The sequence below is a fragment of the Nitrospira sp. genome, from assembly GCA_016715825.1.
In the GTDB taxonomy this organism is placed as follows: domain Bacteria; phylum Nitrospirota; class Nitrospiria; order Nitrospirales; family Nitrospiraceae; genus Nitrospira_D.
The window spans coordinates 565864-586299 of the sequence record JADJXO010000002.1 but is presented as its reverse complement, the minus strand read 5'-3'; the positions used below and the strand labels follow the sequence as shown (position 1 = coordinate 586299).

The following is a 20436-nucleotide window of genomic DNA, read 5'->3' as shown; positions in this document are numbered from 1 at the left end:
CCTGTCCCCATGTCGGGCCAGCCTTTTACCGTTTCGTCTGCAACTCCACGTTGATGAGTTTTATTTCTGAAAGATCCGCGAGCCGTGGACACCACCGTGTGCCGGCACGCCACAAGGCCGAGTCCAACTGATCATAGATCGTTCCTGGGTGCTCATAGTGAATCCCATAGGCATGGGTGGCCGCATGTCGGCACGGAAACACGAACGACTTCGCCAAGTCGTCGGACTCCACCTCGAGCCGTGTCACGGTGAGGTCAAATGTGAGCCGGATCTTGAACCAACAATGTGCGTGATGATCGTCGACCTGCATTGAATGCTGATAGCACTCCAACACATCCCGGACGATCACCATCGTCAACGACGTATTTCCCCAGAAGACCTCGGCTCGCTTGTCAAGCACCAAGGCCTTTGCAAGGGACAAGGCATGTCGTACTTGAATCGGGTTGAAGAGATCAAACGCCGACTCATAAATGGTGATGTTCGGATGGACCTTGAATTCGCGTAGGGACCCTCGTTTGGCCAACTCGAGGTTCCAATAAAAATCGACGGCCGAGGACTGGCGGAAACGAAAGGTGACCAGGTTCATCATTCACCCCCGTCACAAGATTGAGCTATATAGGGAACCTCCAGGGAAGATACTCTGTTACGGTCAACCTACACGAGCCGCTGCAACAGGAACGGAATCGCTAAATGCGCCAGGCTTCCAGGGGAAGTGTGGCATCGAAAAACAACATCCCGAAGGATTTTACCCGTACCCATCAAATTCGATAAGACGTTAGAGAGACCGCTGCACGAGCAAGCTTTATTTGGTGGTCCCAACGGGATTCGAACCCGTGTTTAAGCCTTGAGAGGGCTCCGTCCTAGGCCAGGCTAGACGATGGGACCAACCTGTGCTTATTCGAGAGATTGGACCGTAGCATAAGCGGTTTTCGGTTTGCAACGAAGTGATGGCTGAGTATTGAGACCGCGCAGTGTGTGGGCGAAGCTTGCGATGTCCCCTACGCCTAGCCTATATATATTCAAGCCAGGGGTTGACCACGCCAAAACTGACCGGTTTCAAGGTTGGCTGCTGCGAGGAGATCGTTGGATTCGACTCCTCCTATGTAAAGGAGACTATGCGTCACATCACACCGATCCGATTCGCCTTGGTACTTCTTTTTTGCTTCACGACAAGCCTCTGGAGTTGTGCCGGTATCCACCAAGACACCCGCCCAAACACCCTTTCGTGCCCTGACACGATCCAGACAACAATGAGCGCGACGAAATCAACGGTTCATGTCTCCTACACAGAGCCATCCATGAATCTGGAAGGAGATCCACTCACAAGCCTCGCCAAGACAAGCATCTACTTCGATCTTGGTAATGGGCGTACCCTCGCCAAGGAAGTCCCGGCGACGCAATTGTCAGGAGGGGGCGAAATCTCTGAGACCATTACAATCCCGGTTAAGATACAACATGAACAACCGGTTAGAATCTGCGTCACCGCAACAGACAGCCATGGCAATGAAAGCCTATCGACGCCCTAAGCCCTCCTATTTGAATCATATCCCGCCGGAATACGTCGCTTTGGAAGAGAGTCACATACAGATAAGTCCACGGGCAGCCACCGGCTACTACTCCGCTGGAATGCGTCTTGAGGGGTCTACATGGTTAGGCCGTTTGCAGGGGGCCAAAATACCTGGTGACATCTGGCATGGCCGATCTTGACAGAAACCATCAGAAAGCCTAGCTTTCTCATGACTTTCTCACGGTACAGCGTATGTTTTGCGCCAATTCCGGACGACCGAATCACCATAGAGGTTTGAGGGTCTTGAATGGATGAACCGGCGGTGTCTGGTAAGACCAGGTCCTCGAGTCACGCCGTATCCGGCGGAGTCCTTGCCAAGCCAGGCCTTGAGCTGTGCATTGGATCCAACACCTTTCGAAATAGCAACGGGGTCGTCAGGATTCATGGAAAAGAACAACTGGTCATCGAGACCAACCGTGAACAGGGGGTGTTTCTCGTTACGCTCGATCTGTACGACGAGTACGGGGGCCGCATTGCGCATCTGCGCCGTAATGCCCTCACCCTGAACAAGAACGATCGTTTTGCCGTGGAAGCACACCTCGAGCAAAGCCCTTCTTCGGCTGAGGGCCCATCCGTTCGATTAACGGATCTGCAGTCCGGTGGGATAGTTCTCGCAGCAGCCATGACGGCAACGCATAGGGTCTCGCTCTTGTACGGGAAGTTGCACTCACATCGTGGCATTCAGGTGGAAATCACCCCCAACTATTGTCGGATTGGCTCAGGAATCACGCTGTTTGGAGACATCGTAGAAAGTCGCGGCGGGCCAGCTATTCTAGGTTGAGCCAGTTCACCACATAGCAGACCCATTGCGGTTCGTCCCCCGGTACCTGTCACTGATTCAGCTCCGCCGGGGATGGCCCATGCAGATGAATGGTCCCGGAGCACCTACGAGACCTCGCTTCGTTTTCGCGACAGCCGAGAACCAGGCGACTGTAATGATGATCTCCGGAATCGCGACATGACCGACATTCCAAGACCGACCGTGCAGGCATTTCTGGTCTGTGATCAAGTGATCGAAGACAGCCTGACGAAAAAGAAGAGCTTGATCGGAATTTTCACCCATCTGCAAGCTCCTTCCTTTCCCTTTCAGCATCAGCAAATGGGCCTCTACTTCTGCTTAACCGACGCGGAGGGCCCCTATCATTTCGATATCGACTTGATCTATCTCAACTCCGAACAACTGGTTTGCCGTGCCACGCTCCCGAACATTGAAATCGGCGATCGCCTCCAGATTTCTGACTTTGGCATTAACGTTCCGTTGTTGATCTTTCCGGCACCGGGTCGATATGAATTCCGGCTCCGAATGGAAGGACACCTCATCGCACAAAAGGATTTCAGCGTCATGCCGCCGCCGGACCCTTCCACCGCCGAACCGTCCGCTTAAGCATTCCCCGTTTCTCTCATCACCCAGTCTATGATAGAACTCCTTCATGCCGTTCGCCTGTCCCCATGACCGAACGTAGATCATTACCGAAGACTTCTTGATGGCTTCCGAATTCACAACCGCATCGAATTTCATTCGAGACATCGTCGCCGCCGATCGCGCTTCCGGCAAACACGGAGGCCGGGTCGTCACACGATTTCCCCCCGAACCCAACGGGTACCTCCATATCGGACACGCCAAATCCATCGTCCTGAATTTTGGAATTGCGAACGAGACACCGGGTGGAGTCTGTCATCTGCGATTCGACGATACGAATCCCACCACCGAGGATCCGGAGTATGTTCAGGCCATTCAGGAAGACGTCCGGTGGCTGGGATTCGATTGGAACGGAAAGATCTTCTATGCCTCGGACTATTTCGAGCAGCTCTATGCGTTCGCCGTCGTTTTGATTCAGAAAGGCAAGGCCTATGTCGACAGTCTCTCCTCTGACCTCATTCGCGAGTACCGTGGCACACTGACGGAGCCTGGTCGCAACAGCCCCTATCGGACTCGGTCTGTGGACGAGAACTTGGACCTCTTTGCACGCATGCGAGCCGGAGAGTTTGCCGATGGCACTCATGTCTTACGCGCCGCCATCGAGATGGAATCACCGAACATCAATCTGCGCGACCCCATCCTCTATCGGATTCGACACGCTACTCATTATCGGACGGGATCCGCCTGGTGCATCTATCCCTCGTATGATTTTGCACACCCCCTCTCCGATGCCATCGAGGGAATCACCCATTCTCTCTGCACGCTGGAATTTGCGGATCACCGCCCATTGTACGATTGGGTTGTCACGGAGTCCGAGGCTCCGCATCGTCCTCAGCAGATCGAGTTCGCGAGACTCAATCTCACGTCCACCGTCATGAGCAAGCGCAAGCTGCTTGAATTGGTTACCAAGAAACTGGTGGCCGGTTGGGACGATCCTCGCCTTCCCACCCTCAAGGGCCTTCGTCGCCGAGGCGTGACGCCGGAAGCCATTCGTGCCTTTTGCGACCACATCGGGGTCGCCAAGCGCGACGCCGTCGTCGAGATGCAGTTGCTTGAACACTTCATCCGAGAAGACTTGAACAAACGCTCACCGCGCGTGATGGCGGTCCTCCGACCGTTGAAAGTCGTGATCGACAACTATCCGGAGGGCGTGGTTGAAGAACTCGACGCCGTGAATAACCCGGAAGATGCTGCTGCGGGAACTCGCAAGGTTCCGTTCTCACGGACACTCTACATCGAGCAAGACGATTTCCGAGAGGATCCACCGAAACAGTTTTATCGCCTCGCGCCTGGCCGGGAGGTCCGGCTCCGCTATGGATATATCATTCAATGTGTGAGTGTGACGAAGGATCCTCAGACTGGGGCGGTCACTGAACTACACTGTACGTACGACCCTGAGACAAAAAGCGGCTCGGCACAGGAACAACGCAAAGTGAAGGCCACCATCCATTGGGTATCGGCTTTACAGGCACTCAAGGCCACCGTCCGCCTTTACCATCCGCTTCTTCTCCCTGATGAGGGCCGGCATCAGCCCGACCGGGACTGGACGCATGCGCTCAATCCTCAATCTCTTGAAACTCTCAACGGGTGCGTGGTTGAGCCAAGCCTTGCCTCCGCCGCACCAGGTTCCCGTTTTCAATTCGAGCGGCAAGGGTACTTTTGTGTCGATCTCGAATCCTCTCCCGAGTCCCTCCTCTTCAACCGAACCGTGTCTCTCAAAGATGCGTGGGCCCGTGTTGAGAAAACCCAACCAACACCCCGCCGCTAGCACTCGTTAGGCCTTGGCGATCGACCGTGTCCTGACACGCAGATTTTGCCTCAACGCGTGCCATGGAGCACCTCCCGATCTATACTATCCCTCCAGGAAGCTCAGTGGATAACGATCGCGCACGACTATCATCACGCGTCACTCACGTGTGGAGGTCACCATGATTGAATGTCGAGAACACCCAAGAATTCCCGTTGAACTGCGTGTCCTCTTTTCCACAACCGAGCAGACCGAGATTCGCCAGGGCACAATGTTCGATATTTCCGCCGGTGGCGGGGCGGTTACCAGCACGGTTTCGATGTCGGCTGGAACGGGAGTCAAACTCCTGATCCATGCGACCGACTTGGCCGTCCCGATTACGATCCATTCCGCCGCCGTTCGATGGGTGAACCACGGTGAGTTCGGCGTCGAGTTTTTACGCCTCACAGACTTGGATCGAAGCCGATTACAGCGGTTGCTCCGTCTCGCCAGGCCGCGATCGGTCCCTCAAGACTGACCGACCTCGCCACGACTTTTCTTCATCCGGCCACCACGCTACACTACCTCCATGACCTGTCCCCTCTGCCACCGACCCACGACCTGGGAAGGAAACCCCTGGCGCCCATTCTGTTGCGAGCGTTGTCAGGTCACGGACTTGGGAACCTGGGCCGCAGCGCAATACCGTATTCCGGGTGTGCCGCTCACAGCAGAAACAGGCATACGAGAGTCTCTGGCTACGGACGAGCAGCACGACGACAGTGGAGAAGAAGCTGCTGACGGTTCGTCGACTAACTGAGCGACAGCACGATCACTCAACTTCCGGGTACAGCCGGAAAACCTCTTTCAGCCGGCAATTCGGATTCTCACTGACAGACACCCCTGCATTTGCTGTTGGCAAGTCGGATTGAACTTGCTAATGTCTCACATCCATCCGTTCTACAGAAGGAGACCCTCCATGCTCCCGACCAAAGGTTATGCGGCGATGGCCGCGAAGGAACCGTTGCAGCCATTTTCGTTTGAACGCCGTGATGTCGGTCCGCAGGATATCTTGATTACGATTTCCCATTGCGGCATCTGCCACTCAGATATCCACCAAGCCCGTGATGAATGGGGCATTTCCCTGTTTCCGATGGTCCCTGGACATGAGATCGTCGGAACCGTCGCGCAAGTCGGCACAGCGATCACGGCCTTCAAGGTTGGTGATCGTGCCGGCGTCGGCTGCTTTGTGGATTCATGTCGAACATGCACGGCTTGCCGCGAGGGGCTGGAACAGTATTGCGACGGTGGCACTGTCTGGACCTACAGCGGGCAGGATAAAGCCGGCCAGATCACTCAAGGCGGTTACTCAACCCAGATCGTGGTCGACGAACACTATGTCCTTCGAATTCCTCCAGCACTCTCATTAGCTGGAGCCGCGCCTCTACTCTGCGCCGGCATCACGACCTACTCTCCGCTCCGCCAATGGGGCGTCGGCCGTTACCACAAATTGGCGGTTGTCGGCCTCGGTGGGCTCGGTCATATGGCGGTGAAGATCGCCAAAGCGATGGGAACGGAGGTGACGGTCTTAAGTACGTCCGAGGGTAAACGAGAAGACGCGAAGCGGTTAGGAGCTGCGCACTTTGCCGTGACGTCGGATCCTCACACGTTGACGAAGCTCCAAGGGTACTTCCACTACATCCTTGACACGGTCTCGGCTCCGCACGACTACAATGCCTATTTGAACCTGCTCAAGACCGACGGCACCATGATCTTGGTCGGTGCACCGGAAGCGCCGACGCCGGTCCAGGCATTTTCGCTCATTTTTAAACGACGACGCCTTGCCGGCTCACTCATCGGCGGGATCAAAGAAACCCAGAAAATGCTCGACTTCTGCGCCCAGCATCAGATTGAGTCAGATGTTGAGGTGATTCCAATTCAACAAGTCAACGAAGCCTATGAACGGGTCCTCCGGGGCGATGTGCGGTATCGATTTGTCATCGATATGGCATCACTTAAATAGCGTATCGAAGCATGGACGGTAACCAATGTCATAGAGAAATGGCTGACTTCTTAAAGATTTTCCACGGGACCACACGATGATGCTCTGCTCCCGCGTAGTACTGATGAAACGGCCTGTCATCGGTTACGAAGAGTCGATTGCTATCCTGGAGCAGTAGCAGCTGGAGCATGTCATAGAAATCGTTGCTATCCTCGTGCTTTTGGTCTCTAATCGTCTTAACAAGCAAATGCTTAAAGTGAGTAAGAAGCATCTTTCCTCCCGGCCCTTCGAAAAACTTGACCACCCGCTTCTGTTCACCCTTTCCAAGGGTGGACATAGTCTTTCTTGTACTACTTGCTCGAAAAACGAGATAGCTATAGAAGTGCCCGAGCCAATTTGCCCAATTGTCCGAGCCATCTGGCAGGCCCCCAATCTCCTTGGCCTTCACCACAAAATCCAAGAACCACTCTCCGTCAAGCTCGCGAAGCTTCATATAATGCTCTGGACTGAACCCTGCCTTCCTCAGCTCAGCTAGATCGTTTGCCTGTACAAAGCTCTTGAGAGTGCCGGCAATCTCACTCTCGTTGGCAATCCATTTGGGGCCCAGGAAGTGGTAGAGCCCGACAGCTTTCATGAAAACCATTTCTGCCGAAGGGAGCGGTCGAGGATCGCAGAGAGATGCTATTTTCTTAAAAGCTGACTGATACTTTTTGAACGGGTTTGGTGTATTGCTATCTGGCTCATCCCCCATGTGGGAGGCCAACTCCACAAAATTCAGCATCGAGTAGCGATAAATAAACCCCTGCTGGCTCTTGAGCCTGTTGAGGGCATCCATCGATTCTGCATTCAGCCCAATCACTACGTTGGTATCAAAGAAGACGTGCGGAGGAAATTTGGGATGATAGTCAATGTTTATGTCACCATTGGAAAGTCTAGTGACTGTGAGGATCCTCCGATCTGTTTCGACATTTTTCCTTACCCTCTTCATGCATGCGAATGATGACCTGAGATTCTTTCAGCCAAGAAAAGAACGATCATTAAAAGATTACAAATCCGCTACCCTTGGGGAAAACTCACAATTCATTGAGCTAACTTCAATGGAAAATGGCTGGGGGACTAGGAATCGAACCTAGGTAGCCGGCTCCAAAGGCCGGCGTCCTACCGCTAGACGATCCCCCAGCGCGGTATGAAGATATGACTTCGAAAGGAGTTTGGCTGGGGGACTAGGAATCGAACCTAGGTAGTCAGATCCAGAGACTGACGTCCTACCGCTAGACGATCCCCCAACCGGGGTTCACAGTAATATATCGATCGCAATTCCGTCAAGATCGACGCGGGTTTGGCTCAAGGAGCCATATTCGCTCGTTCGATCCCTTTTCTGAGGCGGAAGAGAGTCCGTTCACGCCCCAGGACTTCCATCACCTCAAAGAGCCCTGGACTTGCCGTTCGCCCGGTCAAGGCCACGCGAACCGGCTGGGCTAACGCACCCATCTTCACACCCTCTTCCTCGACAAGCTTCTTAAAGCTCTCTTCCCACGCTGGTTTGGAAAAGCTTGGAAATGCCTCGAAGCGGCTGAGCAGCTTCTGCAGCAACGGAGCCGTCGTTGGTGTGAGAAATTTCTTGGCCGCTTCCACTTCGTATGTTGCCTCTTGCCCAAAATACGGCTTCGCCCACTCCACCATGTCGACCAACGTCTTCGTCCGTTCCTTCACCAGCACAACGACCTGCGCCAGCCACTCTTTCGAGACGGTCCTGACCTGTTCCTGTAATCCCGCCGCGTTCAGCAACGGCACCAACGCTTCGGCGACCTCCAACGCTGAGCTGGATTTGAGGTATTCGGCGTTGATCCAGAGCAGCTTGTCGGGATTGAAAACCGCTGCAGAAGATTGCACATGCTTCCAGGAAAACTTTTCGATGAGTTCCCGGCGGGTAAAGAGTTCTTGATCCCCGTGCGACCAGCCGAGCCGGACCAGATAATTGACCATGGCATCGGGGAGATACCCCATGTCCTTGTAGGCCATGATCGAGGTCGCACCATGCCGCTTGGAAAGCCGCGCCTTATCAGAGCCGAGAATCATCGGCAAATGACCGAACTGTGGGACGGGAAACCCCAGGGCTTCGAAAATCGGAATTTGCCGAGGTGTGTTGGTCAAATGGTCGTCTCCTCGCACCACATGCGTCATGCGCATCAGCGCATCATCGACCACGACGGAAAAGTTGTACGTCGGATACCCGTTGGACCGCAGAATGATGAGATCGTCGGCAACACTGGTATCGAAAGTAATCTTGCCCTTGATCAGATCGTCAACCACGATCTGCCCCTCCTGCGGAGCCTTGAACCGGAGTGCGGCATCCTCCGTAGGGTTCGCAATCCCCAAGTTTCGGCAGCGACCGTCATACCGAGGCGACAAGCCTTTCGCTTCCGCTTCCTTTCGACGAGCCTCCAACTCTTTGGCCTTACATACACACCAGTAGGCATGCCCAGTCTCACGCAACTTCATGGCATGTTGGCGGTACAGGTCTATCCGTTCGGTCTGGCGAAACGGACCTTCGTCCCAATCAAGCCCGACCCATTTCATCCCTTCGATGATGGCCTTGATGGATTCATCGGTTGAACGACTCTGGTCAGTATCCTCGATCCGAAGGACAAATATCCCTCCTTGCTGACGGGCAAAGAGCCAGTTGAAAAGCGCGGTACGGACTCCACCAATGTGCAGAAATCCCGACGGACTGGGTGCGAATCGGACACGAACTTGGTTCATATGCGTTTGGTCTCTTCCCTATAGTTGATCGATATCTATACCACGCTGCAAAATTCCTTGTACATCGCATCCAAGCTTCCATCTCCTGACGACTTCTGCTAAGAGGGTGCAGGGAGGTCTCATGGCAGAACCTACACAACGTGCCACGGTGCTGTCGATTGCTGATCTCACACCTCACGTCCGCCAACTTGTGATCAGACCCCAGACAAGCAAGATCTCGTTCCAACCGGGACAATGGGTTTCACTCAAGTTACCCGTAGGACCGAAGCCACCACTCAATCGCGCATACTCCATGGCCGCCCCCGCTTCACCGACTGGAGAGTTGACGTTGGTCCTCGATCGTGTTCCCGGTGGGCTTGGATCAAACTATCTTTACCAATTGAACTCGGGAGATGAAATTCCACTCTCAGGTCCGTATGGAAATTTCATGCTGCCTCACACGCTCGATCGTGAACTTATCATGATTGGTCGCTATACAGGCCTCGTGCCGCTGCGATGCATCCTCAAGCAGATGTTTCTTTCCGCCATTCAAACTCCCATTCGCCTGATTGCGGTGGCCCCGAACGAAGAGGAGATCCTGTTTCAGCAGGAATGGCTCAGCATGGCAGCGCAACACCCCTTGTTCCGCTATCTTCCTTTGGTCGCTCAGAGCGGTGAAGTGGAAGCCGTGGAAAAGACGTTAGGGATGCTGGCTTCGTTGATGGGGGAACAGGCGAAGGTCATACCCTTGCTGTGCGGAACGAAGGCTTTTGTCCGGCCCCTCAGGGCCTATTTCACGGAACAAGGCTACGAGCGAAAAGAAGTGAAGGTCGAGACCTACGACTGAAGGCTCTTCAGAGAGCATTATCGCGGGGCTCGTCTCACCCTTTCTCTCGCACGACAGTTGACAAACGAGGCAAGAACTCCAACGGCTCAGCGCCCCTCCCTCACCAGATTCTTGTTCACGGCTGGGATCTCAACGACGATGTCCTTCGTTCCGTTGGGCACACATTGACACCCTAGCCGAGACTGTAGCGTCGTCATGGGCGCCTCATCCAACTGATCATACTCATCATCCGTGCCTTCGTTGCACGTTTCCAGCCCCTGCTTCACGATCACGTGGCAGGTCGAACAGGCGCAGACCCCACCACACACATGCTCCAGATCCACTCCGTGACCCATTGCAATATCCAGAATGCTACCGGGGAGGCCAGTCTCTCCATGGGGAAGCTTTTCAGGATCGACGGTAACGGTCGTTGAGTCTCCGTTCGGCTGTATAAAAGTGAGCGTGTACGAAACCTTGGGAAGCTCGTAGTCCGTCTTTTCAATATAAGGATTAGTCCCGCCCATGTCCCGATTCCTTTCTACGCCATTGTTTGAGTCTTATCCTGCCTTGACATCAGATAAATTTGCATGCTAATCTTTATACGACCATATTGATCGGAGATCATTATAGTCTCCGATCGTAACGATCGGCAATAGTAATGTTGAAGATTTCAAAAAAAGCTGATTACGCACTCATGGCCCTACAGCACATCGCGTCGGTCCAGTTCGGCGATATCACTCCCGGCCGTGTGGTAAATACCAAAGAGATCGCCGAGGAATACAACATTCCCTTGGAGTTGTTGGCCAAGGTCCTCCAGGTGCTCTCAAAAAACGGCTTGATCGAAAGCCACAACGGCCCGAAGGGAGGTTATCTCCTGGCTCGAAGCGCCAGACAGATCACCATCGCACAGATCCTGGAAAGCATCGAAGGTCCCTTAGGAATTACAGACTGCTCCCATGAAAAAGAGGGAGAATTCTGTATGCAGCGTGAGCATTGCAACATTCGCACACCGCTGCTGAAAGTCCAAGACAGCATCTATCAGTTACTGAACAACATGACGTTGGGAGATATGCTGGGTGGCACACCCTTGATTACGATTCAGTCTCCCTCGATACAAGGAGTCGAACGATGAAGCTTCCTATTTTCCTCGACAACCATTCCACCACTCCCATGGATCCGAGAGTTCTGGAGGCCATGCTGCCGTATTTCGTCGAGAAATTCGGCAACGCCGCCAGCCGCAACCACGCCTTCGGGTGGGCCGCGGAAGAAGCCGTGGAGCACGCCCGAAAACAGATCGCGAAGCTGATCAACGCCGACAGCAAAGAAATCGTCTTCACCAGCGGCGCCACCGAGTCGGATAACTTGGCGCTGAAGGGCGTCTTGGAGATGTATAAGGAAAAGGGTGCCCACATCATCACGTCGTCCACGGAGCATCGCGCCGTACTCGATACCGCCAAGTCCCTTGAAGCCAAGGGGCTGGCGACCGTGACCTATCTGCCGGTCGATAAGTACGGCATGGTGAATCCGCAGGATGTGGAGAATGCGATCACCGATAAGACCGTCTTGATCTCGGTCATGTTGGCCAACAATGAAATCGGCACGATCAATCCCATCGCTGAAATCGGGAAGATTGCGAAAGCGAAAGGGATCCTCTTTCATTGCGATGCTGCGCAGGGCGTGGGGAAAATTCCAGTCGATGTTCAGGTCATGGGCATCGATCTCATGTCGTTCACGGCCCATAAGATCTATGGCCCTAAGGGAATCGGTGCGCTGTACGTCAGAAAGAGAAACCCTCGCGTTCGGATCGCCACTCAAATGGACGGTGGAGGACATGAGCGCGGCATGCGTTCCGGTACCTTGCCGGTCCCATTGATCGTCGGATTTGGAAAGGCCTGTGAACTCTGCGAGCAGGAGATGGCGACGGAAACGGCGCGGCTGAGCAAGATGCGCGATCGCCTCCAGACCGACATTATGGCCGCCCTGGAAGAAAGCTATCTCAACGGCCATCCGACGAACCGCTTGCCGGGAAATCTCAATATTTCGTTCGCCTACGTCGAAGGAGAATCCTTGCTGATGGGCATGAAGGATATCGCGCTCTCGTCCGGTTCGGCCTGTACGTCGGCCACCCTGGAGCCGTCGTACGTCTTGCGGGCACTCGGCGTCGGAACCGAGCTCGCTCACTCATCGATCCGGTTCGGCTTGGGTCGGTTCAACACCGACGACGAGATTGACTACACGATTAAGAAGGTTATTGAGATCGTCACCAAGTTGCGGGAAATGTCCCCGCTCTATGAAATGGCAAAAGAAGGCGTGGATTTGAAATCCGTGCAGTGGGCGGCGCACTAACGACATCAGACGTGAAACGTACCTCGTGAAGCGTATCGCGCAATCAACGAACAGCGCTTCACGAACAACGAGATACCAGGGAGGTTTCTATGGCATACAGCGATAAAGTCGTTGATCATTTCAACAACCCCCGCAACATGGGGAGCTTTAAGAAGGATGAGGAAGGCATCGGTACCGGGATGGTGGGAGCCCCGGAGTGTGGCGACGTCATGAAGCTGCAGATCAAGGTGCAAAACGATACGATCGTCGATGCTAAATTCAAGACCTTCGGCTGCGGGTCGGCCATCGCGAGCTCCAGTTTGGCCACCGAATGGTTGAAGGGAAAAACGATCGAGGAAGCCCAGAAGATCAAGAATACGGACATCGTTCAAGAATTGAATCTTCCGCCGGTGAAAATTCACTGCTCCGTCCTCGCGGAAGATGCCATTAAAGCGGCCTTGACCGACTATCAGAAGAAGGCTGACACTCCGTCGACCGACACCAAGTAACGTTTGCAAAGGGAGTTCCCATGGACACAACCAACGTAGAGACACAGACTCCGATCATCTCGCTGACCGACTCGGCGTTGAAGGAAGTCAAGCGGTTGATTAATGTACAAGGGATCGAAGAAGGCGGGCTCCGTCTTGGAGTGAAGGGAGGAGGCTGTTCAGGCCTCAGCTACACGATTAACTTCGATGACAAGATCGGACAGTATGATCAAGTCCATGAGATTGACGGTGTGAAAGTGATCATTGACGCCAAGAGTGCGATCTATCTCCAAGGCACGCAATTGGATTATCAAAAAGACTTGATGAGCGGCAACTTCAAGTTCATCAACCCAAACGCCAACAAGACCTGCGGCTGCGGAGAATCGTTCTCCGCTTGATTCGAAACAGAGGAGAACCCGACCGAGCATGGCGCGCGTCGTGCCGGTTATGTATTTATGGCCCACGATCAACCATCGGCTCGTCCCGAGACTCGTCACCAGTTGCAGATGGCAAGGAGCATGTGCTGGCATTGTCAATCCGAGATGTCGGGGGAATACTTCTGCGAACGATGCGTGAAAGTCCAGCCGGTCTCGAAGGACACCGACTATTTCAGCTGCCTCGGGTTTCCACGTCGGCTCACATTGGACCCTAAAAAGCTGGAAGCCAAATTCTACGAAATGAGCCGGGCCTTTCATCCGGATTTTTATCAAGCCAAGAGTCCGACGGAGCAAACGATCAGCCTCAGCAACGCCGCCGTGCTCAATACGGCGTACCGGACGCTTCGTGATCCCATACAACGAGCGGAATATCTCCTGGCCCTTGAAGCCGGCTCAGTCAAAGATATCCGAACTTCTCCTCCGGCTGACCTCTTCGAGGAAATCCTGGAACTACAGGATACCTTGGAAGAGTACAGAGCCTCGGATCGCGATTCGGATCAAGGTCATCGGCTTCGCGCCACGCTCCAGACAGAGCAACAGACGCTGGAACGTCGCCGTGAAGAAATGGAGTCACAACTTCGGCAGCTCTTTACGGACTGGGATGAACTACAGGACAGAGGAGAAGCTACAAGCCAGGCAAGAGCAGAGCGGGATCGAGTTTTAAAACACATGCGCGATTTACTGTCGAACCGAACCTACGTCAACAACATCGTCAGCGATCTGGCGGCAACAATCGCCTGATGACATCTTTTTCAGCATTTTTGCTATGGCACGCATAGTCGGCATCGACCTCGGCACAACCAATTCACTGATTGCCTACATGAAGGATGGCCGGCCCGGCGTCGTTCCCGACCTCCACGGTCGGACGATGGTGCCGTCGGTTGTCGCCTTGACGGACAATGGATTGATCGTTGGAAATTCAGCCAAGGAACATTTGACGCGAAGTCCGGAGCGGACCGTCTATTCTGTCAAACGGTTCATGGGCAAGGGGCTGGCAGATGTCGAAAGCGAACTGGCCTATTTCCCTTATACCCTCACGGAAACAGGAGGGGTGATCCGGATCCGGCTCGGTGAAAAGAACTATTCGCCGCCGCAGATCTCCGCCATGATCCTCAAGGAATTGAAGCGGCGCGCGGAGGATCACCTGGGCGAAAGCATTACGAAAGCCGTCATCACTGTTCCGGCCTATTTCAATGACAGCCAGCGACAGGCGACAAAAGATGCTGGTCTGATCGCAGGGTTGGAAGTCCTCCGGATTATCAATGAACCGACCGCCGCTTCACTCGCGTATGGGCTTCAGGAAAAGACTCAGGGTACGATCGCCGTCTATGACTTCGGTGGCGGCACGTTCGATATCTCGATCTTGAAACTGAAGGACGGCATCTTCGAAGTACTGGCGACCAGCGGTGACACCCATTTAGGCGGAGACGATCTGGACCGGGTGCTTGTCGATCTGTTCCTGGCGGAAATTCGAGAACGACACGGAATTGACCTCTCCAGTTACCCCGATCACATGCAGGCAGTCCGATTAGAAGCCGAGCGCGCCAAGATCAGGCTGTCCGACGAGCAGAAAACGGAGGTCTCACTTGACCTACCCGAAGACAACGGTTCCTTCACCAGAGAGCTGACCCGAGATCAACTTGAATCATTGGCCATGCAGGTCATCGAACGCACGTTGGCTCCCTGTCGGATGGCACTCAAAGACGCCGGGCTCACCCCAAATGATATTGACGAGGTCGTATTAGTGGGTGGTTCCACGCGCATGCCATTGGTTCGGCAACGTGTCGAAGCGCTGTTCGGGAAGGTTCCGCATTGCCATTTGAATCCGGATGAAGTCGTCGCACTCGGAGCCGCCGTGCAAGCCGATATCCTGGGCGGCGGGACGACGGACATGTTGCTGCTGGACGTGACACCCCTGTCTCTCGGCATTGAAACGATGGGTGGAGTCATGAGTAGCCTGATTCGCCGGAACACGACCATTCCGGCAAGCGCCAAGGAAATGTTCACCACCTATGTCGACGGCCAGACCGGAGTCGACATCCACATCCTGCAAGGCGAGCGCGAACTTGTGAAAGACAACCGGAGCCTGGCGCAGTTCCGCCTCAAAGTGCCGCCGCTTCCCGCAGGGGTGCCTCGCATCGAGGTGACCTTCTTAATCGACGCGAACGGCATCTTGAACGTGACCGCAAAGGACATGCGGACCGGACAAAGTCAGTCGATCGAGGTCAAACCGTCGTATGGATTGTCCGACACGGAAGTCGAGCGGATGATCGAAGACTCATTCAAATTCGCAGCTGAGGACATCAGCGCTCGGAAGTTGATCGAAGCGCGATTGGACGCCGAGTCGTTGATAAAAACGAGCGAGAAGTCTCTTGCCGATGCCGGACATCTGATACCGACCGAGGAGGGTGAGGGCATTCGCAAGGCGCTCGCTCAGCTTGCCACCGCAACAGACGGCACCAATGCCGGTACCATCCGTACGCGCATGGCAGAGCTTGAACAGGCTGCCAAGAACTTGAACGTGGCCATGCTGGACGAATCGCTCAAAAAAAGTCTGCACGGAAAGAAAGTATCCGACGTGTGATTTGGTGAATCCTTTCCGCACCACACCCATCACGACCGGTACCACTATGAGGACATCATGGAGCTGAAGTGGCAAGACACCGAAGATATCGCGATACGCTTGGTCGAAGAACACCCTGAGACGGATCCGCTGACCGTACGCTTCACCGACATGCATGCCTGGATCGTGGCACTACCTGACTTTATGGATGACCCGAAGAAGTCGAACGAGAAGATCTTAGAAACGATTCAAATGGCCTGGCATGAGGAGTATCAGGATTCAAAAGCGTAGCCTGGCCTATTCCACATCCTCCTCCACCGTCGGTTGCCTTTCGGGAATCTGATCCAACTTATAAAAGTCGGTTGGATCCAGTCGACGTTGGACTGCTTGGGTCGGCTCGCTCCCTTTTGAAAACAGCTCCACCGTTCCTTGTTGGCTTTCTCCTTCCTGTTCCGACTCCAGAAGACCTGTCGAGGAATCAACCTTGACGAAGGTCACACCATCCGGAATTTCGAACGGGACGATGGGCAGCTGCTGGAGCGCTGCTTTCACAAAACCCATCCAGATCGGTAAGGCTGCGCGCGCACCGGTTTCACTCGGACCGAGGGAGCGACGGTCATCGAACCCCACATACACGCCGGTCACCAGGTTCGGAGTCCCTCCGATAAACCAAGCATTGATGTAGTCGTTAGTCGTCCCGGTCTTCCCGGCGATTGGGCGACCCAGAACCTTTGCCGCCTGCCCCGTTCCCTTCTGCACGACATCTTCCATCATGTTGGTGATCAGATACGCGGTTTCTTTCGTAATAACCTCTTGCGGTTCAGGCTCGACCGCCTCGAGCGTCTTCCCGGTGCTATCTTGCACCGATTTGACGGCGAAGGGTTCCACCCGAACCCCCTGATTCAAGAACACACCGTACACCGAGGTCAATTCCATCAAACCGACCGAGGAGGAGCCCAGTCCCAGAGACAGATCGGACGGAAGCGGGCTTGTGACGCCCACGGTTCGCGAGAATTCGATCACATTCTTGACCCCCACCTTGTCCAACAATCGAACCGTTGCCAGATTGTGCGACTGCGCCAGCGCATCGCGGAGACTCACCATGCCGTGGAATCGCCGTCCGTAGTTCTCAGGCTTCCAGATCTTGTCTTCCTCTTCTTGCTCATACACGACCGGCGCATCGAGGATCTGCGTGGCGGGACTGAGCCCCTGGCTCATCGCGGTGGCGTAGATCAGGGGTTTAAACGCAGATCCGGGCTGTCGATGGGCTTGAACGGCACGATTGTACTCGCTGCGTGAAAAATCATACCCGCCGACCATCGCACGGATCGCCCCGACCTTTGGATCGATGGCAATCAAACCCCCTTCAACCACCGGCGTCTGCTCCAGGGTGAGGTGGATGCCTTCCTTCGTGATCTTCTTAATCCCAACTTCAATCACGTCCCCAGGCTTCAAGATCTGTTTCACGTTCTGGTTGAGGGCGAAGTCCACGGCGGGATCGGGGCCTTTGAGCATCCGCTTGGCCCATCCCATGTCGTCGAACGCCAGCTTGGCCGCGAAGGCACCAACTTGAACCACATAGTAATCCTTGGCGACCTTCAGGACGACCCCTTCCCCCACACTCCCAGGCTTCAACGACTGCTCCGCCCACGCTGACTCCGACGGTTGAAACGTCGCCAAGTCGACGGTGCGGCGAGGCCCTCTCCAACCTTCTCGTTTGTCTAAGTCACGAACTCCGTTCGAAAACGCCGTCTCCGCCGCCTTCTGCATTTCGACGTTTAATGTCGTGTGGACCTGGAGGCCGCCCTTGTACACCATCGACTCCCCATATTTCGCCACGAGCAACTGACGCACATATTCGACGAAGTACGGAGCAAGATGTTCACTGCCCGGCCGATGGAACGTCAGCTTTTCCTGGGCAGCCCCTTCCCGTTCTGCCGACGTGATGAATCCCACCTCCTCCATTCGGCCCAACACGTGTTCTTGCCGTTTCTTGGCCAGCTCATACGCGGTGAAGGGTGAAAATCGACTGGGAGATTTCGGGAGCCCCCCCAAGAAGGCCGATTCAGCAAGAGTCAACTTGCTGACGTCCTTCCCGAAATAGGAATGTGCCGCCGACCCGACTCCATAGGCCCCTTGACCGAAATAGATCTGGTTCAAGTAGGTTTCGAGAATCTTCTCTTTCCCCGAGACTGTTTCCATCTGGTAGGCCAAGATCAGCTCGCGAATTTTTCGCTCATACGAGCGCTCCGACGAGAGGAACAGCGACCGGGCCAATTGCTGCGTGATGGTGCTTGCCCCTTCGACTTTTCTTCCTCCATGCCGGATGTTGGTCCACGCCGCCCGCACCATTCCGATATAGTCCAACCCGGGGTGTTCAAAAAAGCGTGCGTCTTCCGTGGCGATCACCGCCTGCGTCAGCGTCTTTGGAATTTCAGCCAGTGGCGTCAGGATGCGGCGTTCGATGAAGAACTGGCCGATAGACTGACCGTCGTCCGAGTACACATTGGTGACCAAGCTGGGTTGGTAGTTCTCAAGCAAGTCGAGTGAGGGAAGATTTCTCGAAAAATGCCACACCACGCCCACGGCAGTCGTGGCGCCGATGATGCTGACCGCCACCAGCCCGATCAACACGACTTGCCAGCGTCCCAGACGGCGGCCAAGTCGGCGGCCCGACCGTCCTTCAATCATCTCGATAAATCGATCGTCTCTTGGCATTGGATATGGAATCCCGCAGACGTGAATCTGAGGTAACGCAAGACCATACAATGCGTTTGGTGAAAACTCAAGCAAGAGCGCGACAGCATAAAACAGCAATTCGTGCTCTCCATCCTGCTGACGATCGTGTCAGCACCCCGCAGCACGAAAATGTATTTCGCTTTTGAATTCCTTCCGACCATTGCCTCATGAATCACACCGTTCTCCCCAATCCCCATCGAGGACTCAGCATCGGTGCCAGGCCGAGCAGACCTGCGCGGTGACAGACCGGAGAGGGCACCTACCACCTGGCGGGCCGAAAGAACGACCACATGCAGAGTGCGCCCTTGCCAGAAGATGAAGTCCGCCGTCTCGCCGCATTGCACCAATACGAAATTCTCGATACCCTGCCGGACGAAGGCTTCGATAACCTCGCCAAGCTGGCCGCGCATATTTGCGGAACTCCGATCGCCCTGGTCAGCCTCGTGGATACCCATCGCCAATGGTTTAAGGCGAAGGTGGGCATCGATGCACCGGAACCTCCGCGACATCGCTTTTTGTGCCCATGCCATCCATGGCAGAGACCTGTTCATCGTCCCGGATGCCGCCCAAGACAAACGGTTCGCCGATAATCCCCTTGTCGTCACTGACCCAAACATTCGCTTCTATGCCGGGATGCCCCTCGTTACACCGGCCGGCCATGCGGTTGGCACCTTGTGCGTGATCGATCGGAAACCTAGGCAGTTGACCGCCGATCAAATGAACGCGCTCCGGATGTTGGGCCACCAAGTCGTGGGTCGTCTCGAATTAAAGCGGCGCCAACGTGAGCTGGAGCACAGTCTGGCCGAGCGGGAAGAAGCCAATCGAAAGAACGTGGCGATCATCCGTGCGATCGAGCGAGGGCTTGAAGGATTCGCCTTCCTGGACAAGGACGGGTGCTTTACCTACATGAATCCGATGCATGCCGCCATCTATGGGTACAAACCGGACGAGTTGATCGGCCAATCCTGGAAAACACTGTATACACCCGAGTGGGTTTCGCGAATCGAGCACGACTACTTCTCGATACTCGTGAAGGTCGGACACTGGACCGGCGTAGTTCAAGGCCTCACGCAATCCGGCGGTCAGATTTATGCGGAACTCTCCCTCGTCCTCGCAAAACAGCCTTATGACCCGGCTCGTTGGCTCACCTGCACCTGCCGAGACGTAACCGAACGCGTCACCTCGCAGCAACAGCTCGAAACCCATCAAGCAAGCCTGGATCAGGCCCAAGCACTCGCCCATGTCGGCAGTTGGGAGTGGGACATTGCAACCGGCGCCGAGATCTGGTCGGATGAGCAATTCCGGATCTTCGGGTATGAGCCTGGGCGCATTACACCCACAATCGAGACTTTCCGTGAAGCCATCCATCCCGACGATCGAGCCAGGGTGTTCAAGGCCGTTGAGGAGGCACTCGAGCACCACCACCCCTATGAAGTGACCTGCCGGATTGTTCGCCCCAGCAAGGAAATTCGCGACGTGCTGTGCCGCGGAACTGTGATGCGCGATCCTGAGGGCCGCCCGAGACATGCCGTGGGCACCGTTCAGGATATTACTGAGCAAAAGGTCTATGAGCAGATTTTGCGAGATTCTATTCGGCGGTTGGA

The 20436-nt window shown here is 54.9% G+C and carries 20 protein-coding genes, 3 tRNA genes and 2 pseudogenes; 17 read left to right on the top strand and 8 right to left on the bottom strand.

The window, feature by feature from the left end:
* Positions 1 to 25: 25 nt before the first annotated feature.
* Positions 26 to 589 (bottom strand): hypothetical protein, encoded by a 564-nt coding sequence (locus IPM58_08885; protein MBK9307185.1) that lies wholly within the window; start codon positions 587 to 589, stop codon positions 26 to 28.
* 218 nt (positions 590 to 807) lie between these two features.
* Positions 808 to 885 (bottom strand) — tRNA-Glu (locus tag IPM58_08880).
* Between the two features lie 413 nt (positions 886 to 1298).
* Here IPM58_08880 and IPM58_08875 point away from each other — a divergent pair.
* The 7 genes from IPM58_08875 to IPM58_08845 all read left to right on the top strand — a co-directional run bounded on the left by IPM58_08875 (position 1299) and on the right by IPM58_08845 (position 6733).
* Positions 1299 to 1526, top strand: a complete 228-nt coding sequence (locus IPM58_08875; protein MBK9307184.1) for a hypothetical protein — start codon at positions 1299 to 1301, stop codon at positions 1524 to 1526.
* A gap of 288 nt (positions 1527 to 1814) precedes the next feature.
* Positions 1815 to 2348, top strand: a complete 534-nt coding sequence (locus IPM58_08870; GenBank protein MBK9307183.1) for a hypothetical protein — start codon at positions 1815 to 1817, stop codon at positions 2346 to 2348.
* Between the two features lie 177 nt (positions 2349 to 2525).
* The gene (locus IPM58_08865; protein MBK9307182.1) at positions 2526 to 2951 is read left to right on the top strand and encodes a hypothetical protein; all 426 of its coding nucleotides are present in this window, start codon (positions 2526 to 2528) and stop codon (positions 2949 to 2951) included.
* A 100-nt stretch (positions 2952 to 3051) separates the two neighbouring features.
* On the top strand, positions 3052 to 4755 hold the full coding sequence (locus IPM58_08860; GenBank protein MBK9307181.1) for a glutamine--tRNA ligase/YqeY domain fusion protein: 1704 nt from the start codon (positions 3052 to 3054) through the stop codon (positions 4753 to 4755).
* 160 nt (positions 4756 to 4915) lie between these two features.
* Positions 4916 to 5251: a PilZ domain-containing protein gene (locus IPM58_08855; protein ID MBK9307180.1), complete on the top strand. Its 336-nt coding sequence runs from the start codon at positions 4916 to 4918 to the stop codon at positions 5249 to 5251.
* A gap of 51 nt (positions 5252 to 5302) precedes the next feature.
* Positions 5303 to 5530 carry a DNA gyrase inhibitor YacG gene (gene yacG / locus IPM58_08850; GenBank protein ID MBK9307179.1) on the top strand — a complete coding sequence of 76 codons (228 nt, stop codon included), beginning with the start codon at positions 5303 to 5305 and terminating at the stop codon, positions 5528 to 5530.
* A 159-nt stretch (positions 5531 to 5689) separates the two neighbouring features.
* Complete coding sequence (locus IPM58_08845) at positions 5690 to 6733, top strand: NAD(P)-dependent alcohol dehydrogenase (protein ID MBK9307178.1); 1044 nt, start codon at positions 5690 to 5692, stop codon at positions 6731 to 6733.
* A gap of 28 nt (positions 6734 to 6761) precedes the next feature.
* Here the strand turns inward: IPM58_08845 and IPM58_08840 are convergent, their stop codons facing one another.
* From IPM58_08840 to gltX, 4 genes are all read right to left on the bottom strand, one after another.
* Positions 6762 to 7700 carry a hypothetical protein gene (locus IPM58_08840; protein MBK9307177.1) on the bottom strand — a complete coding sequence of 313 codons (939 nt, stop codon included), beginning with the start codon at positions 7698 to 7700 and terminating at the stop codon, positions 6762 to 6764.
* A 117-nt stretch (positions 7701 to 7817) separates the two neighbouring features.
* Positions 7818 to 7891: transfer RNA gene (locus tag IPM58_08835), tRNA-Gln, on the bottom strand.
* 33 nt (positions 7892 to 7924) lie between these two features.
* Positions 7925 to 7998, bottom strand: a tRNA-Gln gene (locus tag IPM58_08830).
* 58 nt (positions 7999 to 8056) lie between these two features.
* On the bottom strand, positions 8057 to 9475 hold the full coding sequence (gene gltX / locus IPM58_08825) for a glutamate--tRNA ligase (protein ID MBK9307176.1): 1419 nt from the start codon (positions 9473 to 9475) through the stop codon (positions 8057 to 8059).
* Between the two features lie 121 nt (positions 9476 to 9596).
* On the opposite strand from gltX, the gene IPM58_08820 reads away from it, so the two are divergent.
* Positions 9597 to 10301, top strand: coding sequence for an FAD-dependent oxidoreductase (locus IPM58_08820; protein ID MBK9307175.1), 705 nt, complete (start codon positions 9597 to 9599; stop codon positions 10299 to 10301).
* 86 nt (positions 10302 to 10387) lie between these two features.
* Here IPM58_08820 and IPM58_08815 read toward each other — a convergent pair whose 3' ends face one another.
* Complete coding sequence (locus tag IPM58_08815; GenBank protein MBK9307174.1) at positions 10388 to 10804, bottom strand: 2Fe-2S iron-sulfur cluster binding domain-containing protein; 417 nt, start codon at positions 10802 to 10804, stop codon at positions 10388 to 10390.
* A 134-nt stretch (positions 10805 to 10938) separates the two neighbouring features.
* On the opposite strand from IPM58_08815, the gene IPM58_08810 reads away from it, so the two are divergent.
* The 7 genes from IPM58_08810 to iscX all read left to right on the top strand — a co-directional run bounded on the left by IPM58_08810 (position 10939) and on the right by iscX (position 16384).
* Complete coding sequence (locus IPM58_08810) at positions 10939 to 11412, top strand: Rrf2 family transcriptional regulator (protein ID MBK9307173.1); 474 nt, start codon at positions 10939 to 10941, stop codon at positions 11410 to 11412.
* The gene (locus IPM58_08805) at positions 11409 to 12626 is read left to right on the top strand and encodes an IscS subfamily cysteine desulfurase (GenBank protein MBK9307172.1); all 1218 of its coding nucleotides are present in this window, start codon (positions 11409 to 11411) and stop codon (positions 12624 to 12626) included. Before IPM58_08810 ends, IPM58_08805 begins: the two co-directional genes overlap by 4 nt.
* Before the next feature lie 89 nt (positions 12627 to 12715).
* A complete protein-coding gene (gene iscU / locus IPM58_08800) occupies positions 12716 to 13114 on the top strand; it encodes a Fe-S cluster assembly scaffold IscU (GenBank protein ID MBK9307171.1) in 399 nt (132 codons plus the stop codon).
* Positions 13115 to 13134: 20 nt separating this feature from the next.
* Complete coding sequence (locus tag IPM58_08795) at positions 13135 to 13491, top strand: iron-sulfur cluster assembly accessory protein (GenBank protein ID MBK9307170.1); 357 nt, start codon at positions 13135 to 13137, stop codon at positions 13489 to 13491.
* A gap of 120 nt (positions 13492 to 13611) precedes the next feature.
* Complete coding sequence (gene hscB, locus IPM58_08790) at positions 13612 to 14271, top strand: Fe-S protein assembly co-chaperone HscB (GenBank protein ID MBK9307169.1); 660 nt, start codon at positions 13612 to 13614, stop codon at positions 14269 to 14271.
* A gap of 25 nt (positions 14272 to 14296) precedes the next feature.
* Positions 14297 to 16114, top strand: a complete 1818-nt coding sequence (dnaK, locus tag IPM58_08785) for a molecular chaperone DnaK (protein MBK9307168.1) — start codon at positions 14297 to 14299, stop codon at positions 16112 to 16114.
* A gap of 57 nt (positions 16115 to 16171) precedes the next feature.
* A complete protein-coding gene (iscX, locus tag IPM58_08780; GenBank protein MBK9307167.1) occupies positions 16172 to 16384 on the top strand; it encodes a Fe-S cluster assembly protein IscX in 213 nt (70 codons plus the stop codon).
* Between the two features lie 6 nt (positions 16385 to 16390).
* Here iscX and IPM58_08775 read toward each other — a convergent pair whose 3' ends face one another.
* Entirely contained in the window at positions 16391 to 18811 is a 2421-nt protein-coding gene (locus IPM58_08775; protein MBK9307166.1) for a PBP1A family penicillin-binding protein, read from the bottom strand.
* Positions 18812 to 19122: 311 nt separating this feature from the next.
* Between IPM58_08775 and IPM58_08770 the strand changes: the two are divergent.
* Together IPM58_08770 and IPM58_08765 are read left to right on the top strand one after the other, a co-directional pair.
* Positions 19123 to 19606: pseudogene (locus tag IPM58_08770) on the top strand (GAF domain-containing protein).
* 312 nt (positions 19607 to 19918) lie between these two features.
* Positions 19919 to 20407 (top strand): annotated as a pseudogene (locus IPM58_08765) (PAS domain-containing protein).
* Positions 20408 to 20436: the final 29 nt, after the last annotated feature.